Here is a 16,977-nt window from a genome sequence, read left to right as displayed (position 1 = left end):
ATCCGCCAAAGCTGACGGATTGCGGCTCAGTGCAGCACGCCCTCGTGAAGCCGCACGACCCGGTCCATCCGCTGGGCAAGCCGCTCGTTGTGCGTGGCGATGAGCGCCGCACTGCCTTCGCCGCGCACCAGCTTGAGGAACTCCTCCAGCACCCGGTCGGCGGTCGCCTCGTCGAGATTGCCCGTAGGTTCGTCGGCAAGCACCAGTTCGGGCCGGTTGGCAAGCGCGCGCGCCACGGCAACGCGCTGCTGCTCTCCGCCCGAAAGCTGGCTGGGCCGGTGATCGAGTCGCTGCGCAAGACCAAGCGCCGTCAGCAGTTCGCGCGCCCGGTCCTCGGCAATGGCGCGAGCGGTCCCTGCCACCATCTGCGGCAGCACCACGTTTTCAAGCGCATTGAAATCGGGCAGCAGGTGATGGAACTGATAGACAAAGCCCAGATGATCCCGGCGAAGGGCCGTGCGATCGTCTCCAGAAAGGCTGGAGGCATCGGTTCCGGCAATCTCGATCAGTCCCGAAAAACCCCCTTCCAGCAGGCCGATCGCCTGAAGCATGGTGGATTTGCCGGAACCCGAAGGCCCCAGAAGCGCGACGATCTCGCCGGGCCGGATTTCAAGGTTGACCCCGCGCAGGACATCGATCGTCACGCCGCCCTGGCTGAAGGAGCGGCGCAGATCATGAAGGCGCACAACAGGCTTTGCAATCATTGGATCACTCATAGCGCAGCACCTGCACGGGATCGGTGCTGGCGGCTTTCAGCGCCGGATAGAGCGTGGCGAGGAAGCTGAAGAGAAGCGCCATCAGGCAGATGACGAGTATTTCCACCGGGTCCGAACGGCTAGGCAGTTCGGTGAGGAAGCGGATCGAGGGGTCCCACAGGTTCTGTCCCGTGATCCACTGGATCGCATTGACGATGGGCTGGCGGAAGAACAGGAACACGAAGCCCAGCGCAAGGCCCGTCAGCGTGCCCAGCGCCCCGATCACGAAGCCGATCGTCACGAAGATCTTGAGCAGGCTGCGGCGCGTTGCCCCCATCGTGCGAAGGATGGCGATGTCGCGCGTCTTGGCGCGCACCAGCATGATGAGCGAGGACAGGATGTTGAACACGGCCACCAGCACGATGATCGAGAGCACGATGAACATGGCCACCCGCTCCACCGCGAGTGCCTCGAACAGGCTGGCGTTGATCGTGCGCCAGTCGGTGACAACCGCGGTGCCTTCCAGTTCCTTCGCCAGCCCTCCCAGCGTCTGCATCACCGTATCGGCGTTGCGGGTCGTCACCTCGATCATGCCGATGGTATCGCCCGTCAGCAGCAGGGTCTGCGCATCGGGTATGGGCATGACCACATAGGCGTTGTCGTAATCGTAGATGCCCACCTCGAAGATGGCGGCGACGTTGTAGCCGATCTCGCGCGGGACCGTGCCGAATGGGGTGGCCCGGCCCTGCGGATTGATGATCGTGATGGTATCGCCCACCCGCGCGCCAAGGTTCTGCGCAAGCCGGGATCCCAGCGCGATATGGCCGGAACCCGGCCTGAGCGCGGCCATCACCCCGTCAACCCGCTTGTCCTCCAGACGGCGGATGTCCTCTTCGGTGTTGCCCCGCACCAGCACCGCTTCGACGCGGCCGTTGAAGCTGGCCAGCAACGGCTGTTCAATAAGCGGCGAGGCATGGGTCACGCCCGGCGTTGCCTGCACACGCTTCAGGATATCCTGCCAGTTGTCCAGCCGACCGCCATAGGCCTGAATGATGGCGTGACCATTCAGGCCAACGATCTTGTCGAGCAGTTCGGCCCGAAAGCCGTTCATCACGCTCATCACGATGACCAGCGCGGCAACACCCAGCATGACCGCCACGAGGCTGATTCCGGCGACAAGCGCGATGAATGCCTCGCCGCGTCCCGGCAGCATGTATCGCTTGGCAATGGTCCATTCGAACGGGGAGAGGATCAAGCAGCAGCCCTTCGGATTGAACGCCATGTGTCCGCACGCAGCGCCGGCACGGCGGCTTGCACGCGCAGCGATTTAGGGCGTGAAAGGCCAAACGGCAATGCTTGTCCATCAGGGAACTGTCCGCACAGGCCGTCTGTCCACTTGTGGAGGTATTGCCGCAAGGAGCCTGATGGCTCCGTGCGGCCGATCAGCAGGTCAGATCAGGAACGGCCTGCCCGGCACGGTCTTCCAGTTCGGCAATCCGTGCGCGCATCCGGCGCATTTCCTCAACCCGGCGCAGCCGCTCGCACATCAGCGGGAGTGCCGTAAGCACTGTCACCCCGACATAGAGCTGGAAGAACTGGATCTGGTCGCCATAGTCCATCTCCATATGCGCAATCGGGCCGATCTGTGCCGCCGTTGCCGCCCCGCCGATCAGAATGAGGAGGATCGGCAGCAGCGTGACCACCGCGCTCGGCAGGGTGGCCGCGCAGACCACGAAAAACGCAAGCGGAAAGACAAGCAATGCCCGCACATCCATGGCGAACACCAGCATCGTAAGCAGCGTGAAGCTGCCCACAACGACGAGGGTCATCGGCAATTGCCGCGGATCGGGCAGGAAGCTCTGTCCCTTGCTCAACCTTGCATAGATGAAGTGGAACACCGGAAGGCATGAAAGCAGGCCCAGCGAATGCCCGATGATCCAGCGCGTGAGATTGTCGATGAACGGCATGTCGAGGATGACCCACGCTGCCGTTGCCGCAAGGAAGCCCGACAGGAGCGGCACCATCAGTCCGATGCCGATATAGAAGCTGGCCACCCATTCAAGCGTATCGCCCGGCCAGAATGATCGCGTGATCCGGCGCCAGACAAAGGCCGCGCCTGCCGCTTCGATCATGTTGATCGCCGCAAAGGGCACGGCGGCAAGCCAGCCCAGACCGAAAAGCCCGGTTGCCAGCGCGCTGGCAAGCCCGCATCGCATGAGCCAGTGCGGCCAGCGCCTCTCCGGCACATGGACGAGGCGTCCGGCCAGCACCGCGCTCGCCAGCCAGACCATCGCCACCCCGCCCGCGAAACGCGCAAATGCCACGGCAAAGGCGGCTGCAAGGAAATAGGCTGTTGCCAGTGCGGCCGGGCTGGCAAGCATTCGGGCGGAGCGCATTGCCTGTTCTTGAACGGAAACGGTTAATATTCCGCATCGCCGTCCGGCCGGAATTGCGCGCAAGCTTTCCTGCATCGTGCCTGTGCATCACGCAGCACTTGCCATGCGCGGCAAAGGTCGCCATTTGGGCGCCAGCTTTGGCCGACGCCGTTTGCGTCCACGCGAGTCCACAGGCCCCATGACCACAGATCACGCTTTCCCCGACGCCACGCCCTGGGACATAGGCACCGACGACGACAAGCTGCGCGAAGAGTGCGGCATCTTTGGCGTACTGGGCGTTCGTGACGCTGCCGCGACAGTGGCGCTGGGCCTTCATGCGCTGCAACATCGCGGCCAGGAAGCCGTCGGTATCACCAGCTTCGACGGGCAGGAGTTCTATTCGCGCAAGGGACTTGGCCATGTCGCGGCGAACTTTTCCAGCAGTTCCATGCTGGCAGAGCTTCCCGGCTCGATGGCGGCAGGGCACGTGCGCTATTCCACCACTGGCGGCGCGGGCGTGCGCAACGTGCAACCGCTCTTTGCCGATCTCGCATCCGGCGGCTTTGCCATTGCGCACAATGGCAACATCTCGAACGCGATGTTCCTCAAGCGCGATCTCGTGCGCAAGGGCGCGATCTTCCAGTCCACTTCGGACACCGAAGTCATCATCCACCTCGTGGCGACGAGCCGCTACCCCACGCTGCTGGATCGCTTCGTCGATGCGCTGCGGCTGGTGGAAGGCGCCTATTCGCTGATCTGCATGACCCCGCAAGGGATGATCGCCTGCCGTGATCCTCTGGGCATCCGTCCGCTGGTGATGGGACGCATCGGCGATGCCATCATCTTCGCCAGCGAGACCGTGGCGCTCGACGTGGTGGGGGCAGAGTTCGTCCGCGAGGTCGAGCCGGGCGAACTGGTTCAGGTCGGCCTTGATGGCACGCTCAGCACGCACCGCCCGTTCGGGACGCCCGCCGCGCGCCCCTGCATCTTCGAGCATGTCTATTTCAGCCGACCGGATTCGCTGATGGGCGGCAACTCTGTCTATCAGGTGCGCAAGGCCATCGGCATGCAGCTTGCGCTGGAAAGCCCGGCCGATGCCGATCTTGTGATCCCCGTGCCCGACAGCGGGGTGCCCGCCGCACTTGGTTATGCCCAGCAGTCAGGCATTCCCTTCGAACTCGGCATCATCCGCTCGCACTATGTGGGCCGCACTTTCATCCAGCCATCGGACGGCGCACGCAATGCCGATGTGAAGCGCAAGCACAACGCGAACCGCGCGCTGGTGGCGGGCAAGCGCATCGTCCTCATTGACGATTCGATCGTGCGCGGCACGACCAGCCTCAAGATCGTGCAGATGATGCGCGATGCGGGCGCTGCCGAAGTGCACATGCGCATTGCCAGCCCGCCGACCGAGCATTCATGCTTTTACGGCGTGGATACTCCTGAACGTTCCAAGCTGCTTGCCGCGCGCATGGACGTGGCAGCCATGGCCGAGTTCATCCACGCCGACAGCCTTGCCTTCGTCTCGATCGACGGGCTCTATCGTGCCGTGGGTGAAGCGCGCCGCAATCCGGATTGCCCGCAGTATTGCGATGCCTGCTTCACCGGTGACTATCCCACCCGGCTGACCGATCTTGCCGAGCGCGAGAACCCCGATCAGTTGACCCTGCCCGTGGAAAAGGTGGCCTGACGTGACGGATGCCACCAGCACTCCTGAAAAGCCGCTGGCAGGCCAGCTTGCGCTTGTCACCGGTGCCAGCCGCGGGATCGGTGCCGCAACGGCCAAGGCGCTGGCCGCGCAAGGGGCGCATGTCATTCTCGTGGCGCGCACGGCCAAGGATCTCGAAGCCGTCGAGGAGCAGATTTTCGAAGCAGGCGGCACGGCCACGATCGCGCCGGTCGATCTTGCCGAAGCCGATGGCATCGCCCGCCTTGCCACTGCCATTTCCGGCCGGTGGAACGCGCTCGACATTCTGGTCATCAATGCTGCGGGCTTTCCCACGCTCACCCCGGTCTGGCAGATCGACGCACGCGAGTTCAATCAGGCACTTACCCTGAACGTGCTGGCCACGCAGGCCCTTCTGGCCGGTTTTGACGGCATGCTGCGCAAGAGCCGTGATGCGCGCGTCATCGGCCTCACCAGCAGTGTCGGCGCCTCGCCGCGGGCCTACTGGGGCGCCTATGGTGCAACCAAGGCCGCGTTCGAAAATCTGCTGTCGTCCTATGCGCAGGAAGTGCGCAACACCGCCTCGATCCGTGTTGCCATTGTCGATCCGGGCGCCACGCGCACCAAGATGCGCGCCAAAGCCTATCCGGGCGAGAATCCCGAAAGCGTGAAGCCACCCGAAGTTGTGGCGGAGCGGATCGTGGCCCTTCTTGGTGAACAGTTTTCCAGCCCGCACCGGGAACGGGTTAACCAAGACTGAAAACCGCGCGTTAACGACTGTCGTCGATTCTTTGCAAAGGTTTGCGGGCAGCCAGCCAGGCAGGCCACGGCGAATGAGGGCGCCCGGCATGGATACGACCGACTGGAACACCAACGTCTATGCGCAGGCTGCGCTCGAAGATCGCAGCGCCCCGCGCGAACGAGTCAACATTCCGGCAACCTTGCGGCCATCGGGCGGACGCGGATTTCCGACGGTGGTTCTCGATCTGTCGCTCAGCGGCTTTTGCGCCAACGCACTGAAGAAGATGTATCCGGGCAACCGCTGCTGGCTGACCCTGCCCGGCATGGCCGCGCTTCAGGCGCACGTCGTCTGGTGGGATGCAGGCCGCGTCGGCTGCGCTTTCGACGATCTGCTCAGCCCTGTCGTGCTCGACACCATCGTAGCGCGCAACCGCCCGGCCCCGGCGTTCCGGCGGATCTGAGCCTCAGCGCTTGACCAGCGTTATCTGGCTGACGTTGATCCCGCCTCCACGAAAGCCCCCTTCGCAATACATCAGGTAATAGCGCCACAGATCGATGAAGCGCTGATCGAAGCCCTGCGGCAGGCGGTTCTCGCTTGCGGCCTTGTCCAGTGCATCGCGCCACAGCTTCAGGGTGCGCGCGTAATCGGCGCCGAAGTCCTCGCGGTCCTGCCAGCTCAGCCCGCGCTCCTGCGCAAGCATGGAAAAGGCCTTTTCGCTGATGAGCAGCCCGCCGGGAAAGACATAGGCCTGAATGAAGTCGGCGCTTGCGGCATAGGCGTCGAACAGATCGTCGCGGATGGTGATGTATTGCAGGGCAGCGCGCCCGCCCGGTTTCAGGCAGCGTGCCAGGCAATCGAAGAACGAGGGCCAGTATTCGCGGCCCACCGCCTCGACCATCTCGACGCTGGCAATCGCATCGAATTGCCCGGAAACGTCGCGGTAGTCCTGATGGCGATAATCGATGCCCTGAAGGCCGCTCGCCGCCAGCTCACGCCGTGCCCATTCAAGCTGTTCGTCGGAAAGGCTGATGCCCGTCACACGCGCGCCGGCGGTCTGCGCCAGACGGCGCGCGAGATACCCCCAGCCGCAACCGATCTCCAGAACCTCGCTTCCGGGCCGGAGGTCAAGCCTTGCGGCCAGTCGGTCCACCTTGTTGGCCTGCGCCTCGGCCAGCGAGGCATCGGGGGCAATGCCCTGCCACGAAGCGCTGGAATAGCTCATCGTCTCGTCCAGCCACTGCCGGTAGAAATCGTTGCCAAGGTCATAGTGCGCGGCAATGTTGCGCCGGGCCTGAGTCTTCGAGTTCCTGCGCAGAAGGTTGAGTGCGCGCCCCGCCAGCCGCCAGGGCCCCTTCGCGCGCCCCACATCGCCCAGTGTGGCGGCATTGCGCATGAACAGATCGAAGATCGGCACGGGATCGGGGCTATCCCATTCACCTGCCGCCCATGCCTCATACCAGCCGATCGAACCTGCGGCCGCCAGCCGGACAAGCGCGTTCCAGCTATGAAGGCGGATGCGCGCCACCGGGCCTTCGCCTCGCCCGCCCACGGTGGTCTGCGATCCATCCGGAAGGACCGCGTGAATCGTGCCGTGCATCAGGCCGCGGTCGATCCGTTCCACCACCTTGCCGAACGATCCGGCAAACAGGTGCGCCGCCCAGCGCCCTGCACCGGACATGTTCCAGCCCCCCAAAAGAAGGTGCGCGCCCCGTGTCGGCATCTGTGCGGTCATGGCGTTTGTATGTGGTGCATTGCAGGGCGGCGCAAGATCAGCCTTGCCCCTTCATTGCATCGTGCGCGGCAAGGGCGCGGGCGCGGGCTTCGGCATGGGCCACAAGCTTGCGCGGATAGCCACGCGGCGGCAAGGCGGGATCGTGGATATCGGCATCCGACAGGTGCGCCAGCTCCGGCACCCATCTGCGGATATAACCGGCGGCATCGAACTTGGGCGATTGGGTGAGCGGCGCCATGATCCGCACGAACATGTTGGAATCAACGCCCGTCCCGGCCGTCCACTGCCAGTTGACCGCGTTCGATCCGTAATCGGCATCGACCAGCGTATCCCAGAACCAGCGCTCACCTTCACGCCAGTCAATCAGGAGATGCTTCACCAGAAAGCTGGCTGCGATCATCCGCACGCGGTTGTGCATCCAGCCGGTGTGCCACAGCTCGCGCATTCCCGCATCGACGATGGGATAGCCGGTGCGCCCCTGCTGCCATGCCCGCAGGTCTTGCCGATCATCGCGCCACTGCAACCGGTCATAGGCTTCGCGGGCGTTGCGCGATCCGTATTCGGGCATCTGCAAGATCACGTTCTGGGCATAGTCACGCCAGCCCAGTTCGCTGAGGAACACATCGACCGATCCCCCGGCATCCGCCACCCGGTGCCAGACGGTTGCGGGCGAGATCTCTCCGAAATGCAGGTGCGGGGAAAGCCGCGATGTTCCTTCAAGCGAAGGCAGATTGCGGCATTCGTCATAGCGCCGGGCCTTGGCCACGAAGCTGTCAAGCCGCTCCATCGCACCGGCCTCGCCGGGCTGCCACGTCTCTCGCATTCCGCCCGCCCAGTCCGGGCTGGTCGGCAGCAAGGCCCAGTCTTCCAGCCTTTCGCTTTCGGGCCAGCTTGCGGGGGTATCGAGTGCCGCAGGGGCCGCTGTTGGCAGGGGCGGCGGCATCCGGCCCTTCAGGGCATTCCAGAAGGGCGTGAAGATCCTGTAGGGCGCGCCGCCACCCGTCAGCACCGAACCGGCAGGCGCCAGATAGTTCCCATGGTGGAGATGCAGGGGCACTGTCTTTGCAACGGCCTTTTCGGCATTGCGCCACCACGGCTCATAGTGATGCAGCGCGTGCACCTCAGCCGCGCCGGTTTGCGCCACAAGCGCCGTCAGCACGTCCTCGGAGCGCCCGCGCCGCAAAACAAGGCGCGAACCCAGCCGCCGCAGCGAAGCATCAAGACTGGCGAGGCTGTGGTGGAGCCACCAGCGCGAGGCGCCGCCCATCCGGCGGTGCCGGGGCGTCTGGTCATCAAGCACATAGACCGGGATGACCGGACCGGCCTTCGCCGCTGCCAGCAGTGCCGCCTGATCGGCAAGGCGAAGATCGCGGCGGAACCAGACGATATGGGGTGCGCTCATGCACTCCTATTGGCGCTGCCGCCGCTGCCTTTCCAGTCTTGCCGACCTGCCCATAGGGACAGGCCGGGGTCGTGATCCGATCAGGCCGCCTGAACTGTCCAGGTTTGCCCCTTGCCGAGCAGCTTGGCGAGGTTGGCATCCTTGCCCTTGCGGGCCTGTTCGTCCTGACCGAGCAGCGTTTCCTCGTAGGTCGGGCGCGGATCGTCATAGATCACGCCCAGCGCCATCGGGAATGGGCCGAACGGCATTTCCACCAGCATGTGCGCCAGCGCGCGGTTCCTGACATTGTGGACGAGCACGCCTGCGGCCTGCCAGTCGCCATCGATCACATCGACGACCTTGAGCGTCAGCGTCTCCATGTCGAGCGCGATGCCCTTCACCCCGCCCGACTTTTCCGAACCGAACAGCATCGGCTCGCCATCGGTCAGCCAGAGCTGGTTCTGATCGGCAACGCCCTTCGCCACGAAATCGTCGAAGCGGTCCTTGTTATAGACGATGCAGTTCTGGAAGATTTCCACGAAGGCCGCGCCCTTGTGGGCATGAGCCGCCTTGAGCACGCCGGGAAGGTTCTTCGACACGTCATAGGCCCGCGCAATGAAGCGCGCGCCCGATCCCAGCGCGAAAGCGCAAGGCAGCGCGGGACGGTCAACCGAACCGAGCGGCGATGTGGGGCTGTTCGTCCCCTCGCGGCTCGTCGGCGAATACTGCCCCTTGGTCAGGCCGTAGATCTCGTTGTTGAACAACAGGATCTGCACGTTCACGTTTCGGCGCAGAATGTGCATCGTGTGATTGCCGCCGATCGACATGCCATCGCCATCGCCCGTCACCAGCCAGACGTCGAGGTCCGGATTTGCGAGCTTGATGCCGGTGGCAAAGGCGGGCGCGCGGCCGTGGATCGTGTGGAAGCCATAGCTTTCCACGTAATAGGGAAAGCGGCTGGAGCAGCCGATGCCCGATACGAACACGGTGTTCGAAGGATCGGCACCAATCTCAGGAAGGGTGCGCTGCACGGCCTTGAGGATCGCATAGTCTCCGCAACCGGGGCACCAGCGCACTTCCTGATCGGTTTCCCAGTCCTTGAGCGTGGTCTGGACCTTAGCGATGGGGGTCATGTCGTTCATTGGTTTCGTCCAATCATTCGAACGAGTGCAGGAGGTTGCTGAACTCAAAGCGCAGGCTGCGCTCATCAGCTTCAACATTTCTGACTTCCCAGACAGAGAGATAAGCCGAACGTGCCATCGACTTTCCACTTTTCCTTTGAGGAGCGTCTGAAACCTTGCTTCGAGTTAGCAGGACCACCTGATTCTCTTGAATTGCCTTGATGAAATTTGGCCACTTTCCGACGCCGGGCATGCATCCCGGATCTTCATAGCGCATTCCATTTTTCCAATACTCGTGAACACACGGTATCCGCGCACCATCCACAATCGCGCACCATGATCCGCGATTGCCGGTTGGCAGTATCACTTCAGCGCCTCCTCGATCGCGGCTTCGATTTCCGCGATGGTGAAGGGCTGGCCGCTGGTCTTGTTGAGCGGCTGGGCGTCGATCAGGAACTGGTCACGCAGCACGGTCTTGAACTGGCCGGTGTTCATTTCGGGCACCAGCACCTTGTCGTAGCCGCGCAGCAGATCGCCAAGGTTGGATGGCATCGGCCAGATGTGGCGGACATGGACATGGCTCACGTCCAGACCCTTGCGGCGGGCGCGGCGCACGGCCTGATGGATCGGACCATAAGTGCTGCCCCAGCCCACGACCACGAGCCTGCCCGAAGTCTCGCCATGGCTGACTTCCTGCGGCGGAATGCTCTTCGCCACACCGTCGACCTTGGCCTTGCGGGCATCGGTCATGATCTGGTGGCTGGCCGGGCTGTAGTCGATATTGCCGGTGCCGGGGTTCTTCTCGATCCCGCCGATGCGGTGCATAAGGCCGGGCGTGCCGGGCCGGATCCATGGGCGTGCGCCCTTCTCGTCGCGCGCGAAAGGAAGAAGCTCGCCGTTGGGGCCGTTCTTCGCTTCGAGGAACTTGACCGGGAAGGGCCTGAAGCTCGCCGGATCGGGCACCTTCCAAGGCTCGGCCGCATTGGCGATATAGCCGTCGGTCAGGAGCATGACCGGGGTCATGTATTCCACCGCAATGCGGCAGGCCTCGATGGCAACCTCGAAGCAGTCCGAAGCGCTGCGGGCGGCAATCACCGGCATCGGCGCATCGCCATTGCGGCCATAGACCGCCTGATAGAGGTCGGACTGCTCGGTCTTGGTTGGCAGGCCCGTGGAAGGGCCGCCGCGCTGGGAGTTGACGATCACCAGCGGCAGTTCGGTCATGATGGCAAGGCCCATGGCCTCGCCCTTGAGGGCAATGCCGGGACCGGATGACGAGGTTACACCAAGCTGGCCGGCATAGCTTGCGCCGATGGCCGATGCGATGGCCGCGATCTCGTCCTCGGCCTGAAAGGTGGTGACGCCGAACTCCTTGAGCCGGGCAAGATTGTGCAGGATCGCCGATGCCGGCGTGATCGGATAGCCACCGAAGAACATGTGCAGATCGGCAAGCTGTGCGCCCGCAACCAGACCAAGACTGATGGCTTCCGCGCCCGTCACCGTTCGGTAAAGGCCCGGTTCGCTTTCGACCGGGGCAATGTGATACTGCTTGAGCGGGCCTGAAAGTTCGGCCGTTTCGCCATAGGCATGACCTGCGTTGAGCGCGGCGATATTGGCCTCGGCCAGAACCGGGTTCTTAGCGAACTTGGCGTTGAGCCAATCGATCAGCGGCTGGCGGTCACGGTCGAACATCCACAGGGCAAGGCCCAGCGTCCACATGTTCTTGCAGCGCAGGGCTTCCTTGTTGCCAAGGCCGAAGGGCTTGACCGCCTCAAGCGTGAGGGCCGAGATGTCGAAGGCCAGAAGCTGCCACTTTTCGAGACTGCCGTCCTCCAGCGGGTTTACCTCGTATTTCGCCTTTTCAAGGTTGCGCTTGGTGAACTCGCCGCTGTCGGCAATGATAAGCCCGCCGGGCTTGAGCGCGCCGACATTCGTCTTGAGCGCGGCCGGGTTCATGGCCACCAGCACATCGGGCTGGTCACCCGCGGTGTCGATCTCGGTCGACCCGAAATTGATCTGGAAAGCAGAAACGCCGAACAGCGTGCCCTGCGGCGCGCGGATTTCGGCCGGAAAGTCCGGGAAGGTCGCCAGATCGTTGCCCGCAAGCGCGGTGGAAAGCGTGAACTGACCACCGGTCAGCTGCATCCCGTCACCCGAATCCCCGGCAAAGCGAACGACCACCGCTTCGGGGGCCTTCGCATCGGTTCCGCCGGTATCCTTGCCGCCCGTCAGCGCATCCGGTCCATCAACAAGTGTCGCCATATCGTCCTCTGCTGCGCGCCGGGACTTTCACCCGATCATGCCAGCGCGCCTATGCCTCTCGTGCCGGGTTCGCAAAGAAGAAAATCTGCGCGAGCCGAAAAATCCTCCTGCGCTCTTGATTCCCATCGGCCTTGCCAGTCAAGTTGCAAAACCAAACTTACACCGACGTTCATAACGATTCCTGCCAACGGGACGAGGAGCAATTCATGACCGAACAGACGACCCATTACGTGCGCCCCGATGTTCAGGCCTTTCTCGCCTTTCTCAACAGCACCGATGCGCCGCCGATGAGCCAGCTCGGTCTGGAGGCAGCGCGGGCCAGCTACATTGCGATGGGTCAACTCGCCGAAGCAGAGCCGCGCGCGCTTGCGGTGATCCGCGATCTTTCCTGCCCCGGCCCTGCCGGAGAGATCCCGCTGCGGCTCTATGACCTGCGCGAAACGCGCGAGGCAGGTCCGGCGGTGGTCTTCTTCCACGGCGGCGGCTTCGTCATCGGCGATCTTGAAAGCCACCACAGCCTTTGCACCGAAATCGCCGCGGAGCTCGATCTGCCGGTGATCGCGGTCGATTACCGTCTGGCGCCTGAGCATCCCTTCCCCGCCGCGCCCGATGACTGCGAGGCCGCCGCACGCTGGATCGCGGGCAATTCCACCACGCTTGGCCGCGAGATCACTGGCCTTATTCCGATGGGCGATTCGGCAGGCGGAAATCTTGCCATCGTGGTCACACAGGCCCTTATGGACCAGCCCGCTGCCGCGCCGGTTGTGATGCAGGTGCCGATCTATCCGCTCTCCGATGACAGGCCCGATCATGAATCGTTCGCCCAGTTCGCCGAAGGCTTCCTCCTGACTTCGGACACCATGCGCTGGTTTGCCGATGCCTATCGCGCCATGACCGGGCACAAGCGCGCCTATCCGATCTATTCCGACCATTCGACCACACCGCCAACAGTGCTAGTGACGGCGGGCCTTGATCCGATTCGCGACAGCGGGAGGGTCTATGGCGCGGAATTGATCCGGGCCGGGGCCGAAGTCGTGTTCCTTGAGATGAAGGGCACGATCCACGGCTTCACCCAGTTGCGCAAGGCCATCCCAAGCGCGCAGGAAGACATGCAGTCGATCTTCAAGGCCGTTCGGCTGCTGCTGGAAAGGTTGAAATGACAGATCCGTTTGCCGGGCTTCCCTATCGTCCATGTGTCGGCATCATGCTGGTCAACCACGCACGACGGGTCTTTGTCGGCAAGCGGATCGACAACCGGGAATCGGAGGCCTGGCAAATGCCGCAGGGCGGCATCGATGACGGCGAGGAACTGCACCTTGCCGCCTTGCGCGAACTGGAAGAGGAAACGGGCATTGCCCCGCACCTCGTGACCATCATCGCCGAAACCCGCGAGGAACTGCTCTACGATCTGCCGGATTTCCTGATGGGTCGGATGTGGGGCGGCAGGTATCGCGGCCAGCGGCAGAAATGGCTGCTCATGCGCTTCAACGGACAGGATGCGGATATCCGCCTTGACGCCCATGAGCACGCCGAGTTCGAGGCATGGCAGTGGGTGGAACCCGACCAGCTCCCCGAACTCATCGTTCCGTTCAAGAAGCGAGTCTATCGGCAGGTCGTCGAAGAGTTTCGTGACCTTATCTGAACCTGTCCGAAACAGTCGCGGGCAGGCCTGCGCCGCAGCGCTTCCTGCCTTGACTGCCTTCAGTTGTTTTCGACCGTGGTGTCAGCCGTGACGGTTTCGGCAGCCAGAACCTTGGTCATCGGGCCACGCGCGATGGCAGCGGCCAGTTCGGCGGTTTCGGCGCAGCCCTTGCCGCACAGCCCCTCAAGCCGGGCAAGGTTGCGCCGCGCCTTTTCCAGCGCGCCCTTCTCGGCCATGGCGCCGCCCTCACCCGAAATTGCCATGAGATTGTTGGGGTCGCTCGCCAGCACCTGCCGGTAATAATGGATCGCCTTGCCCTGCAAGCCGTCCCGCCGGGCCGCATCGGCCAGAGCGAGAAGCGCCGCTGCGCTTCCCGGTTCGATCGTCAGCGCAGCCTCGAAGCGGTCCGTCGCGCCGCTCACGTCGCCTTTGGCGAGGGCAGCGCGACCCTCGGCCAGAAGGGCGACCACGCGCGGATCGGAAGGGCCGTTCGTCCGCGCAGACCCCATACTGCCGGTCACGGCGACCAGCAGCGAAAGAGCAAACGCGGCGGGGGCGTAACGCATCAGCAACTCCTTCGGACGCAACTGTCTGCGGTGCAACTCCTTGAACCGGAGACTGTCACGGGATGCACCGTCGTCCATGTCGCTTCAATTAACACGCCGCACGAGCGTTGCGAAGAAAAACCCGTCGGTCCCGTCCCGAAAGGGCACGAGCCGCCACCCTTTGCGATGCGGCGCACCCCCGCCCAGCGATGGCGTTGCAGGCTCCCAGCCGGGATTGCGGGCAAGAAACGCATCGATGCGGTCGGCGCCTTCGGCATCGAGCAGGGAACAGACAACGTAGGTCAATCGTCCGCCGGGGCGCACCAGCCCTGCCCCCACATCAAGCACTCCGGCCTGCATCCGGCAGTAGCGGTCGATCGCCGCCGGATCGAGCCGCCAGCGCGCTTCGGGATTGCGCCGCCATGTGCCCGTGCCTGAACAGGGGGCATCGATCATGACTGCATCGGCACGTGCCTGCCAGTCGCTCAGCATTTCGGCCTCGCGTCCGGGATTAAGCAGGCGCACCTGCGCCAGCACACCGGCCCGGCGCGCACGTTCGGGCAGGCGAGAAAGGCGTGCGCGGTCGATATCGCAGGCCAGCAATTGCCCGCGGTTCGCCATTGCCGCACCCAGCGCGAGCGTCTTGCCACCCGCGCCTGCACACAGGTCAACCACCCGTTCGCCGGGGCTGGCGGCCAGCGCCATGCAGGCAAGCTGGCTGCCGGCATCCTGCACTTCGAACAGCCCTTCGGCAAACTCCGGCCAGCCTTCGGCCGGGGTTCCCGCAGGCAGACGCAGGCCATCCGGCACGGCCAGCGGTTCTGCCTCCACCGGCAGCCTGCCGCGCAGGGCCTCGCGCCCGACTTTCAAGCTGTTGGCCCGGATGTCGAGCGGCGCGCGCGCCAACAACGATGCCTGATCCCGCGGGCCAAGCCCGGCCGCGGCAAGCCGTTCCACCAGCCAGGCCGGGGCAATGCCGCCCGCCGCAACCGGCTCGCCCGGTCTGACCGGAGCAGGGCCATAGTTCGATCCATCGAACAGCGCCGCCAAGGCGGCATCATCGGCTGCAAGCCGCAACATGGCAGCCCGACCGGATGGCGGAACCTCTCCACAAACCCGGATCGCGCCCCACACCAGTTCCCGGATCGCCCGGCGGTCCTTGGAGCCGACATAACGGCGCGAACGGAACCAGTCTGCCGCGATGCGATCGGCCGAGGCGCCCTGCGCGCGTGCCGCGCCGATCACTTCGTCAAGCAGGTCGATCGCAGCCTGAACCCTCGCCGCCGGTGTCATCGCCCGGTCCCTGTGCGGCTTCAGCCCACCTTGTAGTTGGGTGCCTCGCGGGTGATCGTCACGTCGTGGACATGGCTTTCGCGCAGGCCCGCATTGGTGATGCGCACGAACTGCGCGCGCTTGCGCAAGTCCTCGATGGTGCGGCTGCCGGTATAACCCATCGCCGCCTTTATCCCGCCGACAAGCTGGTGGACCACATCCTTGGCGGGGCCCTTGAACGGCACCTGCCCTTCGATCCCTTCGGGCACCAGCTTCATCTGGTCCTTGATGTCCTGCTGGAAATAGCGGTCTGCACTGCCGCGTGCCATGGCACCGACCGACCCCATCCCGCGATACGACTTGTAGGCGCGCCCCTGATAGAGGAACGTCTCGCCCGGCGCTTCCTCGGTCCCGGCCAGCATCGATCCGATCATGACCGAGCTTGCCCCTGCCGCCAGCGCCTTGGCGGCATCACCCGAAGTGCGCAAGCCCCCATCGGCAATCACCGGCACGCCCGACTTTTCCGCCTCGGCAGCGCATTCCATGATCGCGGTGAGCTGCGGCACGCCCACGCCCGCGACGATGCGCGTGGTGCAGATGGAGCCGGGACCGATGCCGATCTTCACACCATCAGCCCCCGCATCGATCAGCGACCGCGTGGCCTCGCCTGTCGCGACATTGCCAGCAATGACCTGAACCGAATTGGACAGCTTCTTGGCCGCTTCAACGGCGCGCGCAACATCCCGGTTATGGCCATGCGCGGTATCGATGATGACGACATCGCATTCCGCCTCGACCAGAGCCATGGTCCGGGCAAAGCCCTTGTCGCCAACAGTGGTGGCGGCTGCCACGCGCAGGCGCCCGGCCGCGTCCTTGGTAGCATCGGGGAAAGTCACGGCCTTTTCAATATCCTTGACCGTGATAAGGCCGATGCAGTGGAAATCATCATCCACCACCAGCAGCTTTTCGATCCGGCGCTGGTGCAAAAGGCGCCGCGCTTCATCGCCGCTCGTGCCCAGCTTCACCGTCGCGAGATTTTCGTGCGTCATCAGTTCGCGCACGGGCTGGTTGGGATTGTCGGCAAAGCGCACGTCGCGGTTGGTGAGAATACCGACCAGACGGCCCGAAGCCTCCACCACAGGAATGCCGCTGATCCTGTTGGTGCGCATGATCGCGTTGGCCTCGCCCAGCGTGGCGTCGGGCGAAATGGTGATCGGATTGACCACCATCCCGCTCTCGAACCGCTTGACCGCACGCACCGCCGCGCACTGTTCCTCGATCGAAAGATTGCGGTGCAGCACGCCGATGCCGCCAAGCTGCGCCATGACGATCGCCATGTCGGCCTCGGTAACGGTATCCATGGCCGATGACAGCACCGGGATGTTGAGGCTGATTTCCTTCGTCAGCCGCGTGCGGGTGTCAGCCTGCGAAGGCACGATATCCGATTCGGCAGGACGCAGCAGCACGTCGTCGAAGGTAAGGCCGAGAGGGATATCCATGATGGGAGCCACTTCTTTGTATCCGGGGAGATTCGTGGCGGCCCA

General features: G+C 64.0%; 16 protein-coding genes. 5 read left to right on the top strand and 11 right to left on the bottom strand.

The window, feature by feature from the left end; all coding sequences use genetic code 11:
* Positions 1–26: 26 nt before the first annotated feature.
* From DKM43_RS05675 to DKM43_RS05665, 3 genes are all read right to left on the bottom strand, one after another.
* Entirely contained in the window at positions 27–704 is a 678-nt protein-coding gene (locus tag DKM43_RS05675; protein ID WP_109797491.1) for an ABC transporter ATP-binding protein, read from the bottom strand.
* A 4-nt stretch (positions 705–708) separates the two neighbouring features.
* Positions 709–1,950, bottom strand: coding sequence for a lipoprotein-releasing ABC transporter permease subunit (locus tag DKM43_RS05670; RefSeq protein ID WP_109798019.1), 1,242 nt, complete (start codon positions 1,948–1,950; stop codon positions 709–711).
* 187 nt (positions 1,951–2,137) lie between these two features.
* The gene (locus DKM43_RS05665) at positions 2,138–3,091 is read right to left on the bottom strand and encodes an MASE1 domain-containing protein (RefSeq protein ID WP_161554040.1); all 954 of its coding nucleotides are present in this window, start codon (positions 3,089–3,091) and stop codon (positions 2,138–2,140) included.
* Positions 3,092–3,269: 178 nt separating this feature from the next.
* Between DKM43_RS05665 and purF the strand changes: the two genes are divergently transcribed.
* From purF to DKM43_RS05650, 3 genes are all read left to right on the top strand, one after another.
* Entirely contained in the window at positions 3,270–4,760 is a 1,491-nt protein-coding gene (gene purF, locus DKM43_RS05660) for an amidophosphoribosyltransferase (protein ID WP_109797489.1), read from the top strand.
* 1 nt (position 4,761) lies between these two features.
* On the top strand, positions 4,762–5,496 hold the full coding sequence (locus tag DKM43_RS05655) for an SDR family NAD(P)-dependent oxidoreductase (RefSeq protein WP_109797488.1): 735 nt from the start codon (positions 4,762–4,764) through the stop codon (positions 5,494–5,496).
* 88 nt (positions 5,497–5,584) lie between these two features.
* Positions 5,585–5,938 (top strand): PilZ domain-containing protein, encoded by a 354-nt coding sequence (locus DKM43_RS05650; RefSeq protein WP_109798018.1) that lies wholly within the window; start codon positions 5,585–5,587, stop codon positions 5,936–5,938.
* 3 nt (positions 5,939–5,941) lie between these two features.
* On the opposite strand, the gene DKM43_RS05645 is transcribed toward DKM43_RS05650, so the two are convergent.
* The 5 genes from DKM43_RS05645 to DKM43_RS05630 form a co-directional block, all read right to left on the bottom strand.
* Positions 5,942–7,210, bottom strand: coding sequence for an SAM-dependent methyltransferase (locus DKM43_RS05645; protein ID WP_109797487.1), 1,269 nt, complete (start codon positions 7,208–7,210; stop codon positions 5,942–5,944).
* A 37-nt stretch (positions 7,211–7,247) separates the two neighbouring features.
* Positions 7,248–8,612 carry a cryptochrome/photolyase family protein gene (locus DKM43_RS05640; RefSeq protein WP_109797486.1) on the bottom strand — a complete coding sequence of 455 codons (1,365 nt, stop codon included), beginning with the start codon at positions 8,610–8,612 and terminating at the stop codon, positions 7,248–7,250.
* A gap of 80 nt (positions 8,613–8,692) precedes the next feature.
* Positions 8,693–9,733, bottom strand: coding sequence for a 2-oxoacid:ferredoxin oxidoreductase subunit beta (locus tag DKM43_RS05635; protein WP_109797485.1), 1,041 nt, complete (start codon positions 9,731–9,733; stop codon positions 8,693–8,695).
* Positions 9,734–9,746: 13 nt separating this feature from the next.
* Positions 9,747–10,079, bottom strand: a complete 333-nt coding sequence (locus tag DKM43_RS16340; RefSeq protein ID WP_145960477.1) for a hypothetical protein — start codon at positions 10,077–10,079, stop codon at positions 9,747–9,749.
* Positions 10,076–11,974, bottom strand: coding sequence for a 2-oxoacid:acceptor oxidoreductase subunit alpha (locus tag DKM43_RS05630; RefSeq protein WP_236632409.1), 1,899 nt, complete (start codon positions 11,972–11,974; stop codon positions 10,076–10,078). The genes DKM43_RS16340 and DKM43_RS05630 overlap by 4 nt, the downstream gene beginning before the upstream one ends.
* A 206-nt stretch (positions 11,975–12,180) precedes the next feature.
* On the opposite strand from DKM43_RS05630, the gene DKM43_RS05625 reads away from it, so the two are divergent.
* Both DKM43_RS05625 and DKM43_RS05620 read left to right on the top strand, forming a co-directional pair.
* Positions 12,181–13,134: an alpha/beta hydrolase gene (locus DKM43_RS05625; protein WP_109797484.1), complete on the top strand. Its 954-nt coding sequence runs from the start codon at positions 12,181–12,183 to the stop codon at positions 13,132–13,134.
* On the top strand, positions 13,131–13,616 hold the full coding sequence (locus tag DKM43_RS05620) for an RNA pyrophosphohydrolase (protein ID WP_109797483.1): 486 nt from the start codon (positions 13,131–13,133) through the stop codon (positions 13,614–13,616). The genes DKM43_RS05625 and DKM43_RS05620 overlap by 4 nt, the downstream gene beginning before the upstream one ends.
* A gap of 59 nt (positions 13,617–13,675) precedes the next feature.
* Here DKM43_RS05620 and DKM43_RS05615 read toward each other — a convergent pair whose 3' ends face one another.
* From DKM43_RS05615 to guaB, 3 genes are all read right to left on the bottom strand, one after another.
* A complete protein-coding gene (locus DKM43_RS05615; protein WP_109797482.1) occupies positions 13,676–14,182 on the bottom strand; it encodes a tetratricopeptide repeat protein in 507 nt (168 codons plus the stop codon).
* 84 nt (positions 14,183–14,266) lie between these two features.
* Complete coding sequence (locus DKM43_RS05610; protein ID WP_109797481.1) at positions 14,267–15,454, bottom strand: RsmB/NOP family class I SAM-dependent RNA methyltransferase; 1,188 nt, start codon at positions 15,452–15,454, stop codon at positions 14,267–14,269.
* Between the two features lie 20 nt (positions 15,455–15,474).
* Positions 15,475–16,932: an IMP dehydrogenase gene (guaB, locus tag DKM43_RS05605; RefSeq protein WP_109798016.1), complete on the bottom strand. Its 1,458-nt coding sequence runs from the start codon at positions 16,930–16,932 to the stop codon at positions 15,475–15,477.
* Positions 16,933–16,977 lie beyond the last annotated feature (45 nt).

The organism is Novosphingobium meiothermophilum, from assembly GCF_003171715.1.
Taxonomy (GTDB): Bacteria; Pseudomonadota; Alphaproteobacteria; order Sphingomonadales; family Sphingomonadaceae; genus Novosphingobium; species Novosphingobium meiothermophilum.
Note: the sequence above shows the minus strand (reverse complement) of the source record. Positions and strands in the feature narration are given on the sequence as shown.

Coding starts and splice junctions, on each gene's coding strand:
- DKM43_RS05675 (WP_109797491.1), bottom strand. CDS start 704: ATGATTGCAAAGCCTGTTGTGCGCCTTCATGATCTGCGCCGCTCCTTC.
- DKM43_RS05665 (WP_161554040.1), bottom strand. CDS start 3,091: ATGCGCTCCGCCCGAATGCTTGCCAGCCCGGCCGCACTGGCAACAGCC.
- purF (WP_109797489.1), top strand. CDS start 3,270: ATGACCACAGATCACGCTTTCCCCGACGCCACGCCCTGGGACATAGGC.
- DKM43_RS05650 (WP_109798018.1), top strand. CDS start 5,585: ATGGATACGACCGACTGGAACACCAACGTCTATGCGCAGGCTGCGCTC.
- DKM43_RS05645 (WP_109797487.1), bottom strand. CDS start 7,210: ATGACCGCACAGATGCCGACACGGGGCGCGCACCTTCTTTTGGGGGGC.
- DKM43_RS05640 (WP_109797486.1), bottom strand. CDS start 8,612: ATGAGCGCACCCCATATCGTCTGGTTCCGCCGCGATCTTCGCCTTGCC.
- DKM43_RS05635 (WP_109797485.1), bottom strand. CDS start 9,733: ATGAACGACATGACCCCCATCGCTAAGGTCCAGACCACGCTCAAGGAC.
- DKM43_RS05630 (WP_236632409.1), bottom strand. CDS start 11,974: ATGGCGACACTTGTTGATGGACCGGATGCGCTGACGGGCGGCAAGGAT.
- DKM43_RS05625 (WP_109797484.1), top strand. CDS start 12,181: ATGACCGAACAGACGACCCATTACGTGCGCCCCGATGTTCAGGCCTTT.
- DKM43_RS05620 (WP_109797483.1), top strand. CDS start 13,131: ATGACAGATCCGTTTGCCGGGCTTCCCTATCGTCCATGTGTCGGCATC.
- DKM43_RS05615 (WP_109797482.1), bottom strand. CDS start 14,182: ATGCGTTACGCCCCCGCCGCGTTTGCTCTTTCGCTGCTGGTCGCCGTG.
- DKM43_RS05610 (WP_109797481.1), bottom strand. CDS start 15,454: ATGACACCGGCGGCGAGGGTTCAGGCTGCGATCGACCTGCTTGACGAA.
- guaB (WP_109798016.1), bottom strand. CDS start 16,932: ATGGATATCCCTCTCGGCCTTACCTTCGACGACGTGCTGCTGCGTCCT.